This is a genomic window from Microbacterium sp. B35-04, assembly GCF_010634885.1.
Lineage (GTDB): Bacteria > Actinomycetota > Actinomycetes > Actinomycetales > Microbacteriaceae > Microbacterium.
Window position 1 is genome coordinate 1 of record NZ_MWLP01000087.1, and the last position, 21914, is coordinate 21914.

16 protein-coding genes are annotated in these 21914 nt (G+C 70.7%); 5 read left to right on the forward strand and 11 right to left on the reverse strand.

Annotated elements, in window-relative coordinates; all coding sequences use genetic code 11:
- Positions 1–268 (forward strand): DUF2017 family protein (locus B1729_RS16650; RefSeq protein WP_163633897.1); only part of this gene is annotated, 268 nt, incomplete at its 5' end.
- A gap of 9 nt (positions 269–277) precedes the next feature.
- Here B1729_RS16650 and B1729_RS16655 read toward each other — a convergent pair.
- The 6 genes from B1729_RS16655 to gatC all read right to left on the reverse strand — a co-directional run bounded on the left by B1729_RS16655 (position 278) and on the right by gatC (position 5970).
- A complete protein-coding gene (locus B1729_RS16655) occupies positions 278–781 on the reverse strand; it encodes a hypothetical protein (protein WP_239525802.1) in 504 nt (167 codons plus the stop codon).
- 64 nt (positions 782–845) lie between these two features.
- Positions 846–1166 (reverse strand): hypothetical protein, encoded by a 321-nt coding sequence (locus B1729_RS16660; protein ID WP_163617309.1) that lies wholly within the window; start codon positions 1164–1166, stop codon positions 846–848.
- 85 nt (positions 1167–1251) lie between these two features.
- Complete coding sequence (locus B1729_RS16665) at positions 1252–2514, reverse strand: DNA polymerase IV (protein WP_163617310.1); 1263 nt, start codon at positions 2512–2514, stop codon at positions 1252–1254.
- Between the two features lie 102 nt (positions 2515–2616).
- Positions 2617–4140 (reverse strand): Asp-tRNA(Asn)/Glu-tRNA(Gln) amidotransferase subunit GatB, encoded by a 1524-nt coding sequence (gene gatB / locus B1729_RS16670; protein ID WP_163633899.1) that lies wholly within the window; start codon positions 4138–4140, stop codon positions 2617–2619.
- On the reverse strand, positions 4140–5660 hold the full coding sequence (gene gatA, locus B1729_RS16675; protein ID WP_163633901.1) for an Asp-tRNA(Asn)/Glu-tRNA(Gln) amidotransferase subunit GatA: 1521 nt from the start codon (positions 5658–5660) through the stop codon (positions 4140–4142). Before gatA ends, gatB begins: the two co-directional genes overlap by 1 nt.
- A gap of 10 nt (positions 5661–5670) precedes the next feature.
- Complete coding sequence (gene gatC / locus B1729_RS16680; RefSeq protein WP_163617313.1) at positions 5671–5970, reverse strand: Asp-tRNA(Asn)/Glu-tRNA(Gln) amidotransferase subunit GatC; 300 nt, start codon at positions 5968–5970, stop codon at positions 5671–5673.
- A 60-nt stretch (positions 5971–6030) separates the two neighbouring features.
- Between gatC and B1729_RS16685 the strand changes: the two genes are divergently transcribed.
- On the forward strand, positions 6031–7731 hold the full coding sequence (locus B1729_RS16685; protein ID WP_163633903.1) for a long-chain-fatty-acid--CoA ligase: 1701 nt from the start codon (positions 6031–6033) through the stop codon (positions 7729–7731).
- A 93-nt stretch (positions 7732–7824) separates the two neighbouring features.
- Here the strand turns inward: B1729_RS16685 and ligA are convergent, their stop codons facing one another.
- From ligA to B1729_RS16700, 3 genes are all read right to left on the reverse strand, one after another.
- Entirely contained in the window at positions 7825–10158 is a 2334-nt protein-coding gene (ligA, locus tag B1729_RS16690; RefSeq protein WP_163633905.1) for an NAD-dependent DNA ligase LigA, read from the reverse strand.
- Positions 10159–10265: 107 nt separating this feature from the next.
- A complete protein-coding gene (mnmA, locus tag B1729_RS16695) occupies positions 10266–11363 on the reverse strand; it encodes a tRNA 2-thiouridine(34) synthase MnmA (protein ID WP_163617316.1) in 1098 nt (365 codons plus the stop codon).
- A 9-nt stretch (positions 11364–11372) separates the two neighbouring features.
- Entirely contained in the window at positions 11373–12566 is a 1194-nt protein-coding gene (locus B1729_RS16700; protein ID WP_163633907.1) for a cysteine desulfurase family protein, read from the reverse strand.
- 112 nt (positions 12567–12678) lie between these two features.
- Between B1729_RS16700 and glgX the strand changes: the two genes are divergently transcribed.
- The 3 genes from glgX (at position 12679) to glgB (ending at position 19095) form a co-directional block, all read left to right on the forward strand.
- Entirely contained in the window at positions 12679–14763 is a 2085-nt protein-coding gene (gene glgX / locus B1729_RS16705) for a glycogen debranching protein GlgX (RefSeq protein WP_163617318.1), read from the forward strand.
- A gap of 73 nt (positions 14764–14836) precedes the next feature.
- Positions 14837–16921, forward strand: coding sequence for a maltotransferase domain-containing protein (locus B1729_RS16710; protein WP_163633909.1), 2085 nt, complete (start codon positions 14837–14839; stop codon positions 16919–16921).
- Positions 16918–19095, forward strand: a complete 2178-nt coding sequence (gene glgB / locus B1729_RS16715; RefSeq protein ID WP_163617320.1) for a 1,4-alpha-glucan branching protein GlgB — start codon at positions 16918–16920, stop codon at positions 19093–19095. Before B1729_RS16710 ends, glgB begins: the two co-directional genes overlap by 4 nt.
- 14 nt (positions 19096–19109) lie before the next feature.
- Here the strand turns inward: glgB and B1729_RS16720 are convergent, their stop codons facing one another.
- Together B1729_RS16720 and B1729_RS16725 are read right to left on the reverse strand one after the other, a co-directional pair.
- Positions 19110–20057: a tetratricopeptide repeat protein gene (locus B1729_RS16720; protein ID WP_163617321.1), complete on the reverse strand. Its 948-nt coding sequence runs from the start codon at positions 20055–20057 to the stop codon at positions 19110–19112.
- A complete protein-coding gene (locus B1729_RS16725) occupies positions 20054–21907 on the reverse strand; it encodes a glycosyl transferase (protein ID WP_163633911.1) in 1854 nt (617 codons plus the stop codon). The genes B1729_RS16720 and B1729_RS16725 overlap by 4 nt, the downstream gene beginning before the upstream one ends.
- Between the last annotated feature and the right edge of the window lie 7 nt (positions 21908–21914).

Consider the following 21914-nt stretch of genomic DNA (forward strand, 5'->3'; position numbering starts at 1 on the left):
CGTCGTCCTCGCCTCCCTCCAGGACGCGGCGCGGATTCCCGAGGACCCCGAAGACCCGGCCCTCCTGGAGCAGGTCGAGATCCGACTCGAGTACCCCTCGGCGCAGGCCTGGCTCCGCACTCTCGCGGCGGTCCGGCTCGTTCTGGCGACCAGGCTCGGCATCGAGGCGGAAGACGACCATGACGTCACCGATCCCCGCTTCGGCATCTACGACTGGATCGGCTACCGGCTGGACGGTCTCGTTGCCGCGCTCGACCTCGACCGCTGACGAGCGAGCTCAGGGCACCGGGAAGACCAGCGTCGCGAGGCGCATCGGATCGTCGCGTGCGACATGCCGCTGCTCCTGCCGCGCCCATCGCTCCCAGTGCGGGCGGAAGGCCTCCCCGTCACGCGCGAGAGCGCGCTGCTTGCGCGACGCGGCGGGTGACTCGAGCCACACCCGAACGTCCCCGAGGCGGGCCGTCGCCGGTGTGAGCAGGCCGGCGCCCTCGACGATCAGAGGCAGCGAGGGATCGACCGCGTGTGCCTCCGCCGGCTCGCCGACCGTCCAGTCCCAGCGCTGCCAGACACCTACGAGGCCACGCGCATGCGGTGTGAGGATCAGCTCTCTCGCCAGCTCCACGCCGTCGTCGAGGCCATCCCAGCCGGGGTAGACGGAATCCAGCGCCACGACCTGCACACGCCCCCGCAGTGGCCACTGAGCGACGAGCGCACGCGCCAGGGAGGACTTGCCGGCACCGCTGCGGCCATCGATGAGGATGACCGGATTGGATGCCGCCACCCCCGCGATCGCCCTGGTGATCTGGTCGACGGCGATGGCGAGCGAGTTGCCGACCGCGTCAGGGCTACTTCTTGAGGGCGCGGATGACACGGCTGAGCGCGCGGCCGGCGAAGAACACGAACGGGACCGCGACAGTGAGCAGCGCGATGAGGTTCGGCTCGAAGCGAAGGTCGTCGCCGCGGCGGATATAGGCGCCGACCGGGATCGCCCAGCCGCCCCCGCCGCCCCCGCCGTTTCCCGCCTCGTCGGAGCCGCCGCCGAAGCCCGACCATGTCAGGGCGACAGGGATGATGCGGACGCCGTCGACGTCCTGCTGCTCGCCGTATGCGCTCTTCACGCCGAAGGAGGCGGACTGCTGGCCGAGTTCGAGTGCGATGTTGGGCATGGGTCAACGGTAGCGGGCGCGGGCGCTCCGGCACAGCTGCCGCCGCAACACCGCCCAGAGCCGGCAGAACGCACCGCCCGGCTCGTCAGCCCTGGTCGAGCCGCGGCGCAGGTGGACTCGTGGGGATGGTGCCGCCGCCGCGCGTGCCGAGCAGGGTGGCGCGCGTGACGGCGCCGCGGCCGAACTTCGCGGCCGCGCCGTCGAGCGCATCCTCGATGCGCCGCCAGCCGGCGTCGTCGTCCCACAGCGTGGGCGCCGCCGCTCCGGCGGGACGCAGCTTCTCGGCGCGCACGCCGATCAGACGCACGGGCAGTGCGCGATCCACCGACGCGAACAGTTCGAGTGCGGCATCCCCGATCCGCTGGCCCACCGCCGTGGGCTCGACCAGGGTCTGCGAGCGGGAGATCGTTGTGAAGTCCGCGAAGCGCACTTTGATCGCCACGGTCGAAGACTCCCAGCCGTTGCCGCGCAGCCGCGCGCCGACCCGGTCGGCCAGCCGGCGCAGCTCCGAACGCAGCACCGCTGTGTCTGCGATGTCGTGATGGAACGTCTCTTCGTGACCCACGCTCTTCTCGACACGCCCGGTGTCGACGTGGCGGGCGTCGATGCCGCGGGCCAGGTGCCAGACACGATCGCCCATCGCCGGACCCAGGGCTCGATCAAGCAACTCGCGCGGTGCCTCGAGCACGTCGGCGATGGTGCGGATGCCCCGGCCCTCGAGAGCCTCCGAGGCCTTCGGACCGACGCCCCACAGCGCACGCACCGATCTCGGGGCGAGGAACGCCGCCGTGTCGGCCTCAGCGATGACGAGGAGTCCGTCGGGCTTGCTGATGGTGGAGGCCATCTTCGCGACGTGCTTCGTCGCGGCGGCTCCGATGCTGCAGGTGAGCCCCGTCTCGTCGAGCACCCGCTGGCGCAGCATGCGTGCGATCCGCCCGGGACTCCCCCACATCCGGCGCGCTCCGCGCACGTCGAGGAACGCCTCGTCGATCGACAGCGGCTCGACGAGCGGTGTGACGTCGCGGAAGATCCGCATGACCTGCGCCGACATCTCGAGGTAGCGCTCGAAATGCGGCGGGACGACGATCGCGGTCGGACACAGGCGGAGCGCCTGACTGACCGGCATCGCCGATCGCACGCCGAAGCGGCGGGCCTCGTACGAAGCGCTGGAGACGACGGACCTGCTCTCGGGCGCGCCGATGATGATCGCCTTGCCCCGCAGCGACGGGTCGTCGAGCTGCTCCACCGAGGCGTAGAACGCATCCATATCGACGTGCAGGATGCCGGCACCGGTGTCGTCGGCGTTCTCCGGCGAGACGAGACGCCCGGATCCGTCACCACGCCCCATATGATCCATTCTCGCAGCAGCCGCCGACATCGAAATCGAGAGGGCGGACCCGGCCGGGTCCGCCCTCTCGGTTCACGCAGGTGTGTGCACCTGGATCAGTGCCTACGCGCCGGTCGCGCTCGCCCGCTCGAGCACCAGCTCGCGCACGCGTGCGGCATCCGCCTGCCCCTGCATGGCCTTCATGACGGCGCCGATGACCGCACCGGCTGCCTGCACCTTGCCGTCGCGGATCTTCGCCAGCACGTCGGGCTGCGAGGCGAGCGCCTCGTCGATGGCCGCGATCAGCGCCCCGTCGTCAGAGACCACCGCGAGCCCGCGGGCGTCCACGACCTCCTGCGGCGAGCCTTCGCCGGCGATCACGCCTTCGAGCACCTGGCGCGCCAGCTTGTCGGTGAGCGTGCCCGCGTCGACCAGCGCCTGAAGCGCGGCGACCTCGGCGGGCGTGGCCAGCTCGGACGCCTCGCGGCCCTGCACCTTGGCGAGGCGCGCGATCTCGCCGGTCCACCACTTGCGTGCGGACGCGGGCGACGCACCAGCCGCGACGGTCGCAGCGATCTCGGGAAGGATGCCGCTGTTGGCCGCATCCTGGAATTCGAGGTCGGTGAAGCCCCACTCCGTCTTCAGACGGCGGCGGCGCGCAGCCGGCGGCTCGGGCAGCGCCGCGCGGAGCTCTTCGATCAGCTCGATCGGGGGCGCGACCGGCAGCAGATCGGGCTCCGGGAAGTACCGGTAGTCGTCGGCGTCCGACTTGGGACGGCCCGGCGACGTGGTGCCGGTGTCTTCGTGCCAGTGCCGGGTCTCCTGCGTGATCGTGCCGCCCGCGGCGAGGATCGCCGCCTGACGCTGGATCTCGTAGCGCACCGCGCGCTCGACGGAACGCATCGAGTTGACGTTCTTCGTCTCGGTGCGGGTGCCGAGCTTCTCCTGGCCACGGGGGCGCAGCGAGACGTTCGCGTCGCAGCGGAGGTTGCCGCGCTCCATCCGGGCCTCCGAGATGCCGAGCGCGATCACGATGTCGCGGATCGTGGCGACGTAGGCCTTGGCGATCTCCGGCGCACGGTGCTCGGCGCCGAAGATCGGTTTGGTCACGATCTCGACCAGTGGCACGCCCGCGCGGTTGTAGTCGACGAGCGAGTACTCGGCGCCCTGGATGCGGCCGGTCGAGCCGCCGACGTGCGTCAGCTTGCCGGCATCCTCTTCCATGTGCGCGCGCTCGATCGGAACCGTCACGATCTCGCCGTCGGCGAGCTCGATGTCGACGGACCCCTCGAACGCGATCGGCTCGTCGTACTGCGAGATCTGATAGTTCTTGCCGAGGTCGGGGTAGAAGTAGTTCTTCCGCGCGAAACGGCTCGACGGGGCGATCGAGCAGCCGAGGGCCAGTCCGAGGCTGATCGAGTAGCGCACCGCCGTCTCGTTGACGACAGGGAGTGCGCCCGGGAGCCCCATGTCGACGGGTGCAACGAGCGTGTTGGGCGCCGCGTCGTGATTGGCCGAGTTCGCGGGGTTCGCGGCGGCCGAGAACATCTTGGTCTCGGTGTTCAGTTCGACGTGCACCTCGAACCCGAGCACGGGCTCGAAGAGCTCGAGGGCCTTGTCGAATTCCAGCAGCTTGTCCTTCGCCATCAGCGGACGCCTCCGTTCGCGCCGAGGGCCGGGGCCCTGTCCAGGATCGGGCCGCCCCACGAGTCGACCAGCAGTGCTTCGAGCGCCGCACCCACGCGATAAAGGCGCGCATCTTCGTGCGCGGGCGCCAGGAACTGGATGCCGACCGGCAGGCCGTCTTCTGCGGCGAGGCCGGACGGGATGGAGATGCCGGGCACGCCGGCGAGGTTCGCCGGAATCGTCGTCACGTCGTTCAGGTACATCTGCAGCGGGTCGTCGATCTTCTCGCCCAGCCGGAACGCCGTGGTCGGCGCCGAGGGCGTCGCGATGACGTCGACCTGCGCGAACGCCTCGGCGAAGTCGCGCTGGATGAGCGTGCGGACCTTCTGCGCCGAGCCGTAGTAGGCGTCGTAGTATCCCGCCGACAGCGCGTAGGTGCCCAGGATGATGCGCCGCTTCACCTCGTCGCCGAAGCCGGCGTCGCGGGTCTTGGCCATGACGTCTTCGACGGTGCCGCCGGGAACGTCGACGCGGAGCCCGAAGCGCACGGAATCGAACTTGGCGAGGTTGCTGGATGCCTCGGCCGGGAGGATCAGGTAGTACGCGGCGACGCCGTACTCGAAGTGCGGCGCGCTGATCTCGACGATCTCGGCGCCCTGCGCCTCCATGGCGGCCAGCGCCGCGCGGAACGACTCCGACACGCCGGCCTGGAAGCCGCTGTCGGGAAGCTCGCGGATCACACCGACCCTGAGGCCCTTGAGCCCCTGGCCGCTGGCTCCCTCGCGGGCGGCCGCGGCGAAGGACGGCCAATCGTGCGCCAGCGACGTCGAGTCGTGCGGGTCGTGCCCGCCGATGACGTCGTGCAGGAGCCCGGCGTCGAGCACGGTGCGGGTCACCGGGCCGACCTGATCGAGGCTCGATGCGAGAGCGATCGCTCCGTAGCGGCTGACACCGCCGTAGGTCGGCTTGATGCCGACCGTGCCGGTCACGTGCGCAGGCTGGCGGATCGACCCGCCGGTGTCGGAGCCGAGCGCCAGGGGCGCCTCGAACGCCGCGACCGCGGCCGCCGAGCCGCCGCCCGAGCCGCCGGGGATGCGCGTGAGGTCCCAGGGGTTGCGCGTCGGACCGTACGCGGAGTGCTCGGTCGAGGAGCCCATCGCGAACTCGTCCATGTTCGTCTTGCCGAGCGGGACGAGGCCCGCCGCGCGCGAGCGTGAGACCACGGTCGCGTCGTAGGGCGACATGTAGCCCTCGAGGATCTTCGACCCGCTGGTGGACGGCATGTCCGTCGTCACCAGGACGTCCTTGATGGCGAGCGGCACGCCGGCGAGTGGACCGAGGTCGTCACCGGCCGCACGGCGGCGGTCGATGTCGGCAGCCACGTCGAGCGCGTGCTCGTTGACGTGGAGGAAGGCGTGGACGTCGGCATCCACCGCCGCGATGCGGTCGAGGTGCGCCTGCGTCGCCTCGACGCTGGACACCTCGCGGGCGGCGAGCTTGTCTGCGAGCGCGGCAGCGCTCAGCTTCGTGAGATCGGTCACGTGGGGCCCCTTACTGCTCTTCGCCGAGGATCGCTGTCACACGGAAGCGGCCGTCCGCAGCATCCGGTGCGTTCTGCAGCACCTGCGCGGGCGTCAGCAGGTCTCCCGGAACGTCCGGCCGGAACACGTTCTCGAGCGGGATCGGGTGACTGGTGGCGGCGACATCGGGTGTGGCGACCTCGGAGACCTTGGCGATGTTGTCGACGATCGCGTCGAGCTGGCCGGTCAGGCGCTCGACCTCCTCGTCGCTCAGCTGGATCCGGGCGAGCACACCGAGATGGCGCACGAGATCGGGGGTGATTTCAGACACCTCCCCAGCCTACCGGGGCCGCGGCCCGGCCCCACGGCGGTCCCGGCGTAGGCTGATCGCGTGACGACCTACGACCCGCCGCGCCCCTGGATCGCCAGCTACGCCGAAGGCGTTCCCGAGGACCTCGTGCCCGTCACCGGCTCACTCGTCGACATCGTGGACGCATCCGCGCGCGACTACCCGGATGCCGCGGCCCTGCAGTTCTTCGGGCGCGAGACGTCGTACCGCTCGCTGCACGAGCAGATCGAGCGCGCGGCCGCAGGGCTCCGAGAGCTCGGCGTGAAGGCGGGCGACCCCGTCGCGATCGTGCTGCCGAACTGCCCGCAGCACATCGTCGCCTTCTATGCGATCCTGCGGCTGGGCGCCGTGGTCATCGAGCACAACCCGCTGTACACGCCCCGGGAGCTCCGCAAGCAGTTCGAGGACCACGGAGCGAAGCACGCGATCGTGTGGACCAAGGTCGTGGCCACCGTGCAGGAGTTCCCCGCCGACCTGGCGGTCACGGGCCTCGTGTCTGTCGACGTGATCAAGGCCATGCCTCTCAGCACCCGGCTGGCTCTCAAGCTCCCCATTGCGAGGGCGCGCGAGTCACGCGCGGCGCTCACCGAACGCGTGTCGGGCACGGTGTCGTGGGAGCAGATCGTCGGTACGGCGCCGCTGCCGGCATCCCATCCCCGCCCCGCGACCGACGACCTCGCCCTCATCCAGTACACGAGCGGCACCACCGGCACGCCGAAGGGTGCAGCGCTCACGCATCGGAACCTGCTCTCCAACGCCGCGCAGGCGCGCGCGTGGGTGCCCTCGATCGTGCGCGGAGACGGATGCGTCGTCTACGCCGTGCTGCCGATGTTCCACGCCTACGGACTGACGCTCTGCCTCACGTTCGCGATGTCCATGGGCGCCCGGCTCGTGCTGTTCCCCCGCTTCGACCCCGACATGGTGCTCGACGTCGCCAAGAAGCATCCGGCGACCTTCCTTCCCCTCGTCCCGCCGATCGCGGACCGCCTGCTCAAGGCCGCACGAGAGAAGGGTGTCTCGCTCGAGGGCACCGAAGTCGCCATCTCGGGGGCGATGGCGCTGCCGCACGAGCTCGTCGTGCCGTTCGAAGCGGCGTCCGGAGGCTTCCTCGTCGAGGGCTACGGGCTCAGCGAGTGCTCGCCGGTGCTGATGGCGAACCCCGTCGCGAACAACCGCGTACCGGGCACGGTCGGTCTTCCGCTGCCCGGCACTGAGTGCCGGGTGGTCGATCCCGACGACCCGACCAAGGATGTCCCCGCCGGCGAGCGGGGCGAACTCGTGGTGCGCGGCCCCCAGGTGTTCGGCGGTTACTACGGCAAGCCGGAGGAGACCGAGGCGGTCTTCGCCGACGGCTGGTTCCGCACCGGGGACATCGTCACCATCGATGACGCCGGATTCGTGCGCATCGTCGACCGCATCAAAGAGCTCATCATCACGGGCGGCTTCAACGTCGCTCCGACGGAGGTCGAGATCGCCCTGCGCCAGCACCCTCGCGTCGAAGACGCCGCGGTCGTCGGCCTGCCCAGCGAGCATTCCGGGGAGGACGTGATCGCGGCCATCGTGCTGACCCCGGGCGAGGACGTGGATGTCGAGGTCGTGCGCGAGTTCGCCCGCGGCATCCTGACGCCGTACAAGGTGCCCCGGCGGATCTACGTGGTCGACGAGCTCCCGAAGTCCCTCATCGGCAAGGTGCTGCGCCGACAGGTGCGCGACCGCCTGCTCACGCTCACGACCGGAGCGTGAACCGACGCCCGACGGAGCGCTCGTCGGGGCGATGGGAGAACCGGTCCGCAGCGACGTCGAGCGTGGAACCGCCGCGCCCCTTCAGCGCTCCCGCTACCCCGCGTCGGATGCGAGAGCGTCGAGCGCTGCCGGTCCCTCGGTGACCAGCACGTGGAACTGGGCGGCATCGAGGATGCGGATGCCGAGCTCCTCCGCCTTCGCGAGCTTGGATCCGGCGCCCGGCCCCGCGGCCACGAAGTCGGTCTTCTTGGAGACACTCGAGGCCGCCTTGCCACCGGCTTTGAGGATCGCCTCCTGAGCCCCTTCGCGGCTGTACCCGTCGAGCGAGCCCGTAGCCACTACGGTGAGGCCCGCGAGCACTCCCCCGGTGCTGACGGCCGCACCCGGGCCGGGATGACCGGGCGTCGCCAACTGCGCGCCGGCGGCGGCCCAGCGCTCGACGATCTCGCGGTGCCAGTCGACCTCGAACCAGTCGATGAGCGAGTCGGCGATGATTCCGCCGACGCCCTCGACGCCGGCGAGCTCGTCGCGCGACGCCCCGCGGATTGCCTCGACCGACCCGAACCACTGCGCGAGAGCACGCGCGGCGACGGGTCCGACGTGGCGGATGTTCAGGGCGACGAGGAATCGCCACAGCTCCTTCGTCTTCGCGCGCTCGAGCTGATCGAGCAGCGTGATCGCCTGAGCCGAGGGCTGGGGACCGACCGCCCCCGCCTTCTTCTCAGCGGCCGACGGGTTGCGGCGGAACGGTGCCCGCCGGACGAACTCGCCGGACTTCTCGTCGACGCGCGGTTCGCCGGTCTCGGCATCGCGCACGACCACCTCGATCGGCACGAGCTGATCGAGGGTGAGCTCGAACAGGCCGGCCTCGGTCTCGAGGGGTGGGAGGTCGGGCACCGACGGCTGCGTGAGAGCTGCAGCGGTCACCTCGCCGAGCGCTTCGATGTCGAGGCCGCCGCGTGACCCGATGTGCTCCACGCGGCCGCGCACCTGCGCGGGGCAGGCCCGCGTGTTGGGGCAGCGCAGGTCGATGTCGCCTTCCTTCGCCGGCGCGAGCGCCGAGCCGCATTCGGGGCAGTCGGCGGGCATCACGAACTCGCGCTCGGTGCCGTCGCGCAGCTCGACGACGGGGCCCAGGATCTCGGGGATGACGTCGCCCGCCTTGCGGAGCACGACGGTGTCGCCGATGAGCACGCCCTTCGCACGGACGACGTCCTGGTTGTGGAGGGTCGCCTGCCGCACCACCGACCCCGCGACCCGTGCGGGCGCCATGACGGCGAACGGCGTCGCCCGACCGGTGCGCCCGACCGAGACGACGATGTCGAGCAGCGTGGTGTTGACCTGCTCGGGCGGGTACTTGTAGGCGATCGCCCACCGCGGAGCGCGACTGGTCGCGCCCAGCTCGTCGTGGAGCGCGAGCTCGTCGACCTTCACGACGACGCCGTCGATCTCGTGTTCCACGTCGTGGCGGTGCTCGCCGTAGTGCGCGACGAAGTCCAGCACGCCGTCGATGTCGTCCGTGGTGCGGAAGTAGGGGCTGGTCGGCAGACCCCACTCCGCGAGCAGCGCGTAGATCTCGCTCTGCGAGTCGACCGGGGGCCGGCTCCACGCGCCGATGCCGTGGACGAACAGCCGGAGTGAGTCGAGGCGGGCCTGCCCGGCCTCGTGCTCCAGACCGTCCTTCTTGTCGAGCTGCTGACGCAACCCGCCCGACGCGGCGTTGCGCGGATTCGCGAACGACGGGAACCGGCGCTCGGCGCTGACACGCGCCTTCGCCTCGTCGAACGCCCTGCTGCGGGCTCGCGTCTCGTCGACGGCGCGGTCGCGCATCTCGGCCTGCAGCGCGTTGAGCCGCGCGAACGCCGCCACGGGGATGAACACCTCGCCGCGGACCTCGACGATGTCGGGGTGGCCGGTGCCGGCCAGGCGCTGCGGGATGCCGGCGACGCGGACGGCGTTCATCGTCACGTCCTCGCCGACGCGGCCGTCGCCGCGTGTCGCCGCCGACGTGAGCACCCCGCGCTCGTAACGCAGGCTGATCGCGAGGCCGTCGATCTTGAGCTCGGTCAGCCACCGCACCTTCCTGCCCGCGGCCGCCTCGGCCTTGACGCACCACTCCCGCAGCTCTTCGGCGCTGAACACGTTGTCGAGGCTGAGCATGCGCTCGGCGTGCTCGATCGGCGCGAACATCGAGCTCTCGGCGGCTCCCACCGTCTGGGTGGGCGAGTCCTGCCCCTGCAGCTCGGGGTGCATGTGCTCGATCTCTTCGAGCCGCCGCATCCATCCGTCGTAGGTGGCGTCGTCGACGATCTCCGCGTTGCGCCCGTAGTACGCGTCACGCGCGCCGAGGATGCGCTCGGTCAGATCCTGGGCTTCGACTCGCGCGACCTCGAGGCCGGCGTCTGCGGGAAGTACGGCATCCGTCACCCCGCCAGTCTAGGAGCGGGCTCCGACAGCACCCAGGCGCGGGAGCGATACACCGCCCGACGGCCAACCCGGCGGGTGAGCGCCGCGGCGCGGCATCCGTCCCGCCTCTATGCCTCCACCGGCACGGCCGAGACGGTGCGATCGATCGTGAACTGCCCGATCACACGCGTGCCGTCGTACAGCACCGCCGTCTGCCCCGGGGCGACGCCGTCGAAGGGCGTCTCGGGCACCACTGTCAACAGTCCCGCGGCGAGCGTGGCCGACGCGGGCACCGGGTCGGCGTGGGCACGGATCTGCACGTGGCAGGCGAACTCCCCCGCCTGTTGCGGTCGGCCGGCCCACGAGTACCGCTCCCCCGCGATCTCGGCGGTGGCGAGGGCCTCCTTGGGCCCGACGACGACGGTGTTCGAGACCGGCCGCACCTCGAGCACGAACCGGGGCTTGCCGTCGGGTGCCGGCACGCCGAGCTGGAGGCCGCGGCGCTGGCCGACCGTGAACGCATGGGCTCCCTCGTGCGAGCCGACGACGGCGCCGGTGCGGTCGAGGATGTCGCCGCGCTCGGCGCCGACCTTGTCGGCGAGCCAGCCGCGGGTGTCTCCGTCGGGGATGAAGCAGATGTCGTGACTGTCGGGCTTGTGCGCCACCGTGAGGCCGCGCTCCTCGGCCTCGGCCCGCACGAGCGCCTTGGACGGCGTCGCACCGAGCGGGAAGTAGGTGTGGGCCAGCTGCTCGGCGTTCAGCACTCCCAGCACATAGGACTGGTCCTTCGCAGCGTCCGACGCGCGGTGCAGCTCGAGACCCTGGGGTCCGTCGACCAGCGTCGCGTAGTGGCCGGTGCAGACGGCGTCGAAGCCCAGCTCGAGCGCGCGCTCGAGGAGCGCGGCGAACTTGATCTTCTCGTTGCAGCGCATGCAGGGGTTGGGCGTCCGGCCGGCGCGGTACTCGGCCACGAAGTCGTCGATGACGTCATCGCGGAAGCGCTCCGAGAAGTCCCACACGTAGAACGGGATGCCCAGGCGATCGGCCGCGCGCCGGGCGTCCATGGCGTCCTCGATGGTGCAGCAGCCGCGGCTGCCGGTGCGGAGCGTGCCGCCGGCCCTCGAGAGGGCCAGATGCACGCCGACGACGTCGTGGCCGGCGTCGACGGCCCGCGCGGCCGCCACCGCGGAGTCCACTCCGCCGCTCATGGCCGCAAGGATTCGCATGGGTCCAGTCTACGAACCCGCACCTGACCGTGGCCCGGATGCCGCCCGCGCGCGCTCGACCGCTTCCGGCAGCACCGCCAGCACCGCGTCGACGTCGGCGTCGACGGTGGTGCGTCCGAGCGTGAGCCGGAGCACCTGCCGGGCCTCGGCCTCCGTCCGTCCCATCGCGATCACGACGTGCGACGGCTCGGGCACCCCGGCCTGGCACGCCGACCCAGTCGACACCGCGATGCCGGCACGGTCGAGCAGGAAGAGCAGGGTCTCGCCCGCCGCACCGGGGAAGAGCACGTGCGCGTTCCCCGGCACACGGTCCACGGGATCGCCGAGCAGCTCGGCACCGGGGATCGTGTGCCGGATGCCGCTCACCAGCCGCTCACGCAGAGCCCCGAGCCGCACCGCCTCGGCCTCGCGCTCCGCCTCGGCCGCCTCGGCGGCCACGGCGAATGCCACCGCCCCGGCCACGTCCTGCGTGCCGGCGCGCAGCCGCCGCTGCTGACCGCCGCCGTGCTGGAGCGCCGTGAGGTCGGCGCCGCGCGCGACCACGAGCGCGCCGACGCCGGTCGGCCCGCCGATCTTGTGGGCCGACACGCTCAGCGCCGTCAGCCCGGCGCGGCCGCGGGCATCCCCTCGCCAGCCGCGGAACGACACGGGCACGTGCCCGAAAGCGGCGACGGCGTCGAGGTGCAGCGGCACCTCGGCCGCCGCGGCCGCCGCGGCGAGCGCCGCGGCGTCGTTGATCGTCCCGGCTTCGTTGTTGGCGACGAGGGCGGTGGCGAAGGCGGCGTCCGGCAGCGCGGCCGAGAAGGCGTCGAGGCGGATGCGGGCAGCGGCATCGATGCCGACGTGCCGCACGTGGGCGCCCTGCGCCTCGAGCCATTCCACAGCGTCGAGCGTCGCGTGGTGCTCGCCGTCCGGCAGCACCACGGCGTCCGCGTCGGCGGGTCTTGCCCACCAGAGTCCCTTCACGGCGAGGTTGACGGCCTCGGTGCCGCCCGATGTGAAGACGACCTCGATCGGGTCCGCGTCGATCACTGCGGCAAGGCGCTCGCGCGCCTCTTCGAGCACCCGGCGCGCGTGCTGCCCGGCCCCGTGAATCGACGAGGCGTTGCCCGCCACCGTGGCCGCGTCGATCCAGGCGTCGCGCGCCTCGGGACGCAGCGGCGCGGTGGCGGCGTGGTCGAGGTAGATCTGCTGGTCGCTCATGCGCACCCGCTCCCCTCTCGATCGCGTTGCCGACGACTGCGCCCGAGTCCCGTGAGGCACGGCACCGGGTCTCGTAACAAGTCCGACTCCGACCATGGTTATGGTAGTCCGCATGGTCAGCCCGGAGTCCGTCCTCTCGCCCCCGGCTGCGGGCTTGCTCAGCCCGCAGCTCGATGGGCTGGGCGTCGTGCTGCTCCCCCACGGCGGTCGGCTGCGGGTGTGGTCGGGCGCGGCGGATGCCGTCGACCTCGTCGTCTTCGACGACACCGACCTCGACTGGATCACCGCGACCGAGCCGCTCAGCCCGATCGGCGGCGGCGTGTGGGAGATCACGACACCGCTCCTGCGCCCGGGCGCCCGATACGCGATCCGCGTCGATGGACCGCAGGCGCCCGGCAACACCTTCAACCGCGGCACGCTCCTGCTCGATCCGTACACGCGCGGCGTCGTCCGCACCGGTTACGACGGCTGGCGCTCCGCCGTGGTCGAAGGCTCCTTCGACTGGGGAGGTGTGCACAAGCCCGCGGTGCCCATGGATCGCACGGTGCTGTACGAAGGTCATCTGAAGGGCCTGTCGAAGCGGCATCCCGACGTCCCGGGAGCACTGCGCGGCACCTACGCCGGACTCGCCCATCCGGCGATGGTCCAGCACTTCCTCGATCTGGGCGTCACGAGCATCGAGCTGCTGCCCGTCCACGCCTTCACCACTGAGCCGCGGCTGCTCCAGCACGGTCTCACGAACTACTGGGGCTACAACTCCCTGGGCTTCTTCGCCCCGCACGCCGCCTATGCCACCGAGGATGCTCGCCGGCAGGGCCCCGAGGCGGTCCTCCGCGAGTTCAAGGGCATGGTGAGGCTGCTGCACGAGGCCGGGCTGGAGGTGATCCTCGACGTCGTGTACAACCACACGGCCGAAGAGGGCATCGGCGGACCGCGCTCGAGCCTGCGCGGTATCGACAACCGCGCGTACTACCGCCAGGAGGACGACGGCGCGTACATCGACGTCACCGGCTGCGGCAATTCCCTGGACACGTCGACGGATGCCGCCGCCCGCCTGGTCCTCGATTCGCTGCGGTACTGGGCGAACGACGTGCAGGTCGACGGGTTCCGGTTCGACCTCGCCGCGACGCTCGGCCGGGACTCGGCCCACCACTTCACGCCGGAGCATCCGCTGCTGCGCGCGATCCTCGACGATCCGGCTCTCGCCGGCGTCAAGAAGATCGCCGAGCCGTGGGACGTCGGCATGGGCGGCTGGCAGACCGGGAACTTCGGCGACGGATGGAGCGAGTGGAACGACCGCTACCGCGACCGTGTCCGCAACTTCTGGCTGAGCGACGTGGACTACGCGCGCCGCGCGTCCACCTCCCCTGTCGGCATCGGCGGTTTCGCGAACCGGCTCGCCGGCTCGGCGAACACCTTCGCAGACGAGCGCGGGCCGCTCGCGAGCGTGAACTTCGTGACCGCTCACGACGGCTTCACCCTGCGCGATCTCGTCTCGTACGACGTGAAGCACAACTTCGGCAACGGCGAGCACAACCGGGACGGCGCCGACACGAACCGCTCCTTCAACCACGGCGCCGAAGGCCCGACGGACGATGCGGGAATCCTCGCCACCCGCCGCAAGGCCATGCGCAACCTGCTGGGCACGCTCCTGCTCTCGGCCGGCGTGCCCATGATGACGGCGGGCGACGAGTTCGCCCGCACGCAGCGGGGCAACAACAACGCCTACTGCCACGACTCGGTGCTCACGTGGCTGTCGTGGGAGCACGCGCCCTGGCAGCGAGACCTGTACGCGCACGTGCGTCACCTGCTGCGCCTGCGACGCGAGAACCCGGCGCTGCGCCCCAGCCGCTTCGCGCGGCTCGGCGAGCGCACACCCTCGGCATCCGTCATGGAGTGGTATGACGAGCACGGCGAGACCATGTCTCTCGAGCGGTGGACCGATCCGGCTCACCGCACGCTCCAGTACGTCGCGGCCTCCACTCCGGAGTTCGAGGGGTTCAACCGGGTGCTTCTCATGGTCCACGGCAACGAGCGGCCGATCAGAGTCACACTCCCCGACATCGACGGCGTGACCCGGTACATCTCACTGTGGTCGAGCGCAGACGAGAGGCCGTCCGAGCTGACACCCGCCTTCCCCCCCGGCGACACGATCGCCCTCCCGGGCACGACGATGCGCCTCTTCCGTGCCGAATAGCTCAGCCGACATCCGGAGGACGAGCGACGTCACGTCGCTGTCGTCCCGGTTCGGCGCGCGATAGGTTCGACACGTGGTCACGACGACGCGCTCCGCGCGCTCCCGCCCGTGGCGGAGCGCCTCGGCCCTCCCTGTCCGCGATATCCGTGCCTGGCAGGCTGAACGCGACACCGCAGCGCGGCGCGTTCCCCTCGCCCAGCCCTCACCGGCGGTGCCCTGGGGCGATTACCGTCCCAAGGCTTTCGACGGCGAGGTTGTGCCGTTCCGTGTGACGGCGTTCCGCGAGGGCCACGACCGCATCGGCGTCCATCTGCGCCTCTTCTCGCCCAGCGGCGACGAGTCCCTGCATCGCCTGCGTTCGCTCGACGACGGCTTCGATCGCTGGCAGACCGAGGTCGCGCTGCTCGAGCAGGGCATCTGGCGTTTCCGCTTCGAGTCGTTCGGCGACGACTTCGCCACCTGGGAGCACGCCGCCTCGCTCAAGATCGCCGCGGGAGTGGATGCCGCGCTCATGCGCGAACTCGGAGCGCTGCTGTTCGACCGCGCCACGGCCGAGAAGGGCCGCCCGGTGGCCGAGCGGCGCACGCTCGCCGCGGCTGCGGCATCCCTCCGCGACAGCGCCGTCGACGACGCGGCCGCGCTCGTCATCGTCGAGGACCCGACGCTGGCCGGATACTTCCGTCAGCGCCCGCTCATGTCTCTCGCCACGGTCGGGGACGACCTCGAGCTCCTCGTCGAGCGCGAACGCGCCGGCGTCGGGGCGTGGTACGAGTTCTTCCCCCGCTCGGAGGGCGCGCGCCGCCTCAAGGACGGCACGGTGAAGAGCGGCACCTTCCGCACGGCGGCGAAGCGACTGCCGGCTGTGGCCGAGATGGGCTTCGACGTGCTGTACCTGCCGCCGATCCACCCGATCGGCACGGTGAACCGCAAGGGCCCGAACAACACGCTCGAGGCGGGACCGGGCGATCCGGGCTCGCCCTGGGCGATCGGCTCGGCGGCCGGCGGACACGACACCGTCCACCCCGACCTCGGCACGCTCGCCGACTTCCGCGCGTTCGTGCGCAGCGCGCGCGCCGCGGGCCTCGAGATCGCCCTGGATCTGGCGCTCCAGGCGGCTCCCGATCACCCCTGGGTCACCGCCCACCCCGAATGGTTCACGACGCTTCCCGACGGCTCCATCGCCTACGCCGAGAACCCGCCGAAGAAGTACCAGGACATCTACCCGGTCAACTTCGACAACGACCCAGCCGGCATCCGTGCCGAGGTGCTCCGAATCGTCCGCCACTGGATCGCGCAGGGCGTGCGCATCTTCCGCGTCGACAACCCGCACACCAAGCCGCTGCAGTTCTGGGAGTGGCTCATCGGGACGGTGACCGCGGAAGACCCGGACGTCGTGTTCCTCGCCGAGGCCTTCACGCGCCCCGCACCGCTGCAGAGCCTCGCCTCCGCCGGCTTCCAGCAGAGCTACACGTACTTCGCGTGGCGCAACACCAAGGCGGAGCTGGAGGAGTTCCTCTCGGCGCTCGCGCACGAGACCGATGACTTCGTGCGGCCCAACCTCTTCGTCAACACCCCCGACATCCTCACCGAGTACCTGCAGTTCGGCGGCCGCGCCGCGTACCGCATCCGTGCGGCCATCGCAGCCACCGCAGCCCCGAGCTACGGCGTGTATGCCGGCTACGAGCTCTACGAGAACGTGGCGCGCCCGGGATCCGAAGAGAACATCGACAACGAGAAGTACGAGTACAAGTTCCGCGATTGGGCCGGCGCCGAGGAGCACGGCGACTCGCTGGCGCCGTTCCTCGCCCGACTCAACGACATCCGGCGCGCGCACCCCGCCCTCCGCCAGCTGCGCAACCTCAGCGTCCACTGGAGCGACGACGACGCGATCCTGGTGTACGCCAAGCACCTCGACGCCGCGCTCTCGCCCGACGGTCGCAGCGACACCGTCATCGTGGTGGTCAACACCGACCCCCACTCGGTGCGCCAGACGATGGTCCACCTCGACACCCGCGCCTGGGGCGTCGAGCCCGGTTCGCCGTTCGAGGTCGAGGACCTCGTCACCGGCGCCCGCTGGACGTGGTCGGATCACAACTACGTGATGCTGGACGCGTTCACCGAGCCGGTCCACATCCTCCACGTGAAGGAACCCCGATGACGCTCACCGACCAGATCCTCGATGCCGTCGCGACGGGCTCCTACCACGACCCGCACACCGTGCTCGGCATCCATCCCGACACGGATGCCGAGGGCAACAGGACCTGGATCGTGCGTGCCCGCCGGCCGCTCGCACGCAGCGTGACCGCTGTCTTCGCCGACGGCACACGCGTCCCCCTCGAGCACGTGCGCGCAGGAATCTGGGAGGGCACGCGCGCCGGCGCCCTCACGCGGTACGAGCTGCACGCGGCCTACGCACAGGGGCCGGACTACATCGCCGACGACCCCTACCGCCACTCCCCGACGATCGGCGAGCTCGACCTGCACCTGATCGGCGAGGGCCGCCACGAAGAGCTGTGGCGCGCGCTCGGCGCGCATGAGCGCGCGCACGACGGGTCGATGGGCACTGCCTTCACGGTGTGGGCGCCGAATGCGCGCGCCGTGCGCGTGGTCGGCGACTTCAACGGGTGGGACGGTCAAGGGCACGCCATGCGCTCCATGGGCGGCACCGGAGTGTGGGAGCTCTTCGTCCCCGGCATCGGCCAGGGCACGTCCTACAAGTTCGAGATTCGCGGGCGCGGCGGCGACTGGGCGCTCAAGGCCGACCCGATGGCCCGGTTCGCCGAGGTGCCTCCCGCCACGGCATCCGTCGTCGTCGGCTCGTCATATTCCTGGGGCGACGCCGCCTGGCTCGCCGAGCGCGCTCGCTCGACGCCCGTGTCGCGGCCGATGTCGGTGTACGAGCTGCATTTCGGATCATGGCGGCAGGGGCTGTCGTATCGCGACGCCGCGGATGAGCTCATCGACTACGTCACCGGCCAGGGGTTCACCCACATCGAGTTCCTCCCGCTCGCCGAGCACCCGTTCGGTGGGTCGTGGGGCTACCAGGTCACCGGCTACTACGCGCCGACCAGCCGCTTCGGGCACCCCGACGATCTGCGCTACCTCATCGACAGACTCCACCAGGCCGGCATCGGCGTGATCATGGACTGGGTTCCCGGCCACTTCCCCAAGGATGCCTTCGCGCTGGCCCGGTTCGACGGCGAGCCGCTGTACGAGCACGCGGATCCCCGGCGCGGCGAGCACCGCGAATGGGGCACGTACATCTTCGATTACGGCCGCAGCGAAGTGCGGAACTTCCTCGTGGCGAACGCGCTCTACTGGTTCGAGGAGTTCCACGTCGACGGCCTCCGGGTGGACGCGGTGGCGTCCATGCTCTACCTCGACTACTCCCGCGAAGACGGCGAGTGGTCGCCCAACGTGCACGGCGGTCGCGAGAACCTGGAGGCCATCCGGTTCCTTCAGGAGGTCAACGCCACGGCGTACAAGCGCTACCCCGGCATCGCGATGATCGCCGAGGAATCGACGAGCTTCCCGGGAGTGACGGCGCCGACGAGTCAGGCGGGTCTCGGCTTCGGGTTCAAGTGGAACATGGGCTGGATGAACGACTCGCTCCAGTACATCAAGCGCGATCCGATCTACCGATCGCATCACGAGGGCGAGCTCTCGTTCTCGTTCGTCTACGCCTTCAGCGAGAACTACGTGCTGCCCATCAGCCACGACGAGGTCGTCCACGGAAAGGGCAGCCTCTTCGCACGGATGCCGGGCGACCACTGGCAGAAGCTGGCCAACATGCGGGCCTTCCTGGCGTACATGTGGGGGCACCCGGGCAAGCAGCTGCTGTTCATGGGTCAGGAGTTCGGCCAGCTGTCGGAGTGGTCCGAGGGTCGCTCGCTGGACTGGTGGCTGCTCGACCAGCCGACGCACGCGCAGCTGCAGCAGTTCGTGGGTGTGCTCAACCGCGTGTACCGAGACCAGTCCGCGCTGTGGTCACGCGACAGCGACGGCGCGGCGTTCAACCGGCTCGGGGCGCCGAAGTGGAATCCGAACGTCGTCGCCTTCGCACGGCGCGACTGGCACGGCAACACGATCGTGGTCGCCGCGAACTTCTCCGGCCAGCCGCTCACCTCGTACGAACTGGACCTGCCCGAGAGCGGTGTCTGGCACGAGATCCTCAATACCGACGCGCAGGCGTACGGCGGATCGGGCGTCGGAAACCTCGGCGTCGTCCACGCCGGTGCGGGTGGACGTGCCTCCCTCGTGCTGCCGCCGCTGGGTGTGCTGTGGCTGCGTCACGAGACGAGCGCGCACATCCCCTCACCCACCCAGGGGTGAGCGGGCGTTCGTGGTCAGAACAGCAGCGAAGCGAGGCGGCTGCGCGCAGCGATGACGCGCGGATCGGCGTCGCCGACGAGCGCGAAAAGCTCCAGCAGACGCTCGCGCACCGGCGTGCGCTCCTCGTCGGGCAGTGCCGCGAACAGATCGAGCAGACGACCGAAGGCGTCCTCGACGTGCCCGCCCGAGATGTCGAGATCGGCGACGGTGAACTGCGCCTCGATGTCCTGCGGAGCGGATGCCGCAGCCGCACGCGCCGCCTGGAGATCCACGTTCTGCACGCGCAGCAGCAGACGCACCTGACCGAGCCCGGCGCGAGCCTCGGCGTCGCGAGGGTTCTCGGCGAGGGCCGTCTCGTATGCGACGACCGCACGGGCGTAGTCGCCCTCTTCGATCGCCTCGAATGCCTCGGCGTGCAGCGGGGGGAGCGCGGGTTCGGCGGGCGCCTCGTCCGGCGCCTGTCCGTCGACGGCTGCCGAGCCTGTCACGCCGTTCTGCGCCGCGAGCTGGAGGAGCTGGGCGAACACCTCGCGCACCTGCTGCTCGGGCACTGCGCCGGTGAACATCTGCACGGGCTGCCCGGCCACGAGGGCGACGACCATCGGGATCGACTGGGCGCGGAACGCCTGCGAGAGCTGCGGGTTGGCGTCGACGTCGACTTTCGCGAGGACCAGTCGTCCCCCGAGCTCGAGCACGACCTTCTCGAGGACCGGGCTCAGCTGCTTGCACGGGCCGCACCACTCGGCCCACAGGTCGACGACCACGGGGACGGTCCGCGAGAGCTCCAGAACCTGCGGGAACGTCTCATCGGTGACGTCCAGCACGAGCGACGGCACCACGACGGCGTTGCCCGCAGGAGCTTCCTCACCCGGGGCGGCCGCCGCGGTGGAGGCGGGCCGGTTCCGAAGGGTGGACAGGTCGACGGCACCGCGCAGCGAGGCGCCCAGAGTGGGATCGGTCACGGAAGAACCCTCGCATCGAGAATGTCGGATGAGTAACCGAGCAGGCGGATCTTCTCGTTCGACCCGGGCCCGGGGACGTAGAAGAACACCTGATCGCTGTACGTGGTCTCGAACCCCGTCGGGGACTGGTCGGCGCCCGCCAACGTCTTCACGGGCGGGTTGTCGGCGACCTTGATCACCGCTTCCACCACCGTGGGCGTGGCGGTGTCGATCTCGTTGATGTTCACCGCGACGATCGCCCCGCTCTCGACCGTCTGCAGGGCGAACGGCGCCTGGGGTCCTGCCGCGGAGGAGAACTCGAGTTTTCCGGTCGAGGCGGCGGTCTTGTTGAAGTCTGCGAGCCGCCGATCCCGGTCCGCGGCGATGCTCGTCCGCAGCTGGTCGCTCTCGACCTCGAAGAGGTCGTAGTAGATGCTCGCCTCACCCTGGTTGATGATGTCCGCGTACGCGGCGGCGACCTGGTCGGGTTGCATGACGAGGAAGGGAGAGTCGGGCTCGACCGCCGGCGCACCGATGTACGAGGGTGCCAGGTCCGGCAGCGAGGTCGATGCTTCGAGGCTTCCGACGTAGGCGAGCTTGTAGTCCGCCCACTGGTCCTTCTGCGTCAGCACCATGATGCTCGACGTCTTCGACTCCTCGTCGTCGGCGACCGCGATCACCGAGCGTGGCCAGCCGTCGTAGGCCTGCGGGAGGACGATCTCGAGCGGCTTGGAGAGGATGGGGGCCGGAGCCGGGTACTCCGGGAGCGTGGCGCGCAGCTTGTAGTACGTGTCGCGGGCGGCGAGCGCCGCGCCCTCGAGGCGCGTCTCGGCGAGGTTGCCGTCGAGCGCCGCGTCGGCTTCGGCGACCGTCGAGGCGACGCGGGTCAGGATCCGCTCGGCCTGCGCCTTGGTGACCGCCGGGGCCTGCTGGCCTTCCGGAGCGATGACCGTCGCCGTCGGGGACGGCGTCGGCGAGGGGGCGAGCTGGGGCCAGGCGTCGGCGGAGCAGCCCGTGAACAACAACGCCGAGACGGCGACGACCGGCAGCACGGCGAACGCACGCCGACCGCTCGCCACGGCGCGACGTGACGCGGGCGAGCTGCTGATGACGCCCTTGTCGTCGCCGTCGATCGCGATGTCGATGGGCTCCGTAACCGGCAGTGGCAGCCCCTTGCGGCGCGGCCCGCGCTTCCGGCGGGCGTGACGGATGCCGAGGATGTAGAGGAACACGCCGATCGCCATGAGGATGGCGCCGCCGACGATGAGCGGACCCGCCCACGGCGTCGAGGTCTGCAGCGGCCATGTCACCGTCACCCTGCTCGGGGCGGGTGCGGTGCCGTCAGCCGCGACGAGCACGCTCATCTCCGCGGGCAGCTGCAGCGGCGCGATGAGAAGGTCCTTCTGCTGGTATTCGTCGAGCCAGAGGTCCGACCCGACGGGGCTGCGGCCGGGCGCATCGGCGGCGGCGTCGGCGTCGGCGGCCGCCTCTTCGGGCGCGGCACCCTCGGCGGGGGCCTCCGGCGTGGCGCCGGCGATCGCGTCGACCTCGGGCTCGACGACGACGATCTCGACCTCGCCGTCGCCGGTCGACGTGACATGCGTGTACGTCGTGTCGGACAGCCAGGACTCCATATCTGCCGTCCGGCCGTAGGAGGCGAAGATGTCGCCCTCGGCCTGGGCGCGCAGTGTCTGCGTCCCCGGCATCTGGTTGAGTACGGCGCCGTCGATCAGGAGATACGGGGTCTCCTCCTCGACGGAGATCGCCGTGGTCTCAGTCCTGGGTCCCTGGAAGATCGTCCGCTGGGCGATCCCCGCACCGATCATCACGGTGGCGAGCACGAACGCCGCCACGGCCCACACGAAACGCACGAAGAAC

Coding starts and splice junctions, on each gene's coding strand:
- B1729_RS16660 (WP_163617309.1), bottom strand. CDS start 1,166: ATGCCCAACATCGCACTCGAACTCGGCCAGCAGTCCGCCTCCTTCGGC.
- B1729_RS16665 (WP_163617310.1), bottom strand. CDS start 2,514: ATGGGGCGTGGTGACGGATCCGGGCGTCTCGTCTCGCCGGAGAACGCC.
- gatB (WP_163633899.1), bottom strand. CDS start 4,140: ATGGCGAAGGACAAGCTGCTGGAATTCGACAAGGCCCTCGAGCTCTTC.
- mnmA (WP_163617316.1), bottom strand. CDS start 11,363: ATGCGAATCCTTGCGGCCATGAGCGGCGGAGTGGACTCCGCGGTGGCG.
- B1729_RS16700 (WP_163633907.1), bottom strand. CDS start 12,566: ATGAGCGACCAGCAGATCTACCTCGACCACGCCGCCACCGCGCCGCTG.
- glgX (WP_163617318.1), top strand. CDS start 12,679: ATGGTCAGCCCGGAGTCCGTCCTCTCGCCCCCGGCTGCGGGCTTGCTC.
- glgB (WP_163617320.1), top strand. CDS start 16,918: ATGACGCTCACCGACCAGATCCTCGATGCCGTCGCGACGGGCTCCTAC.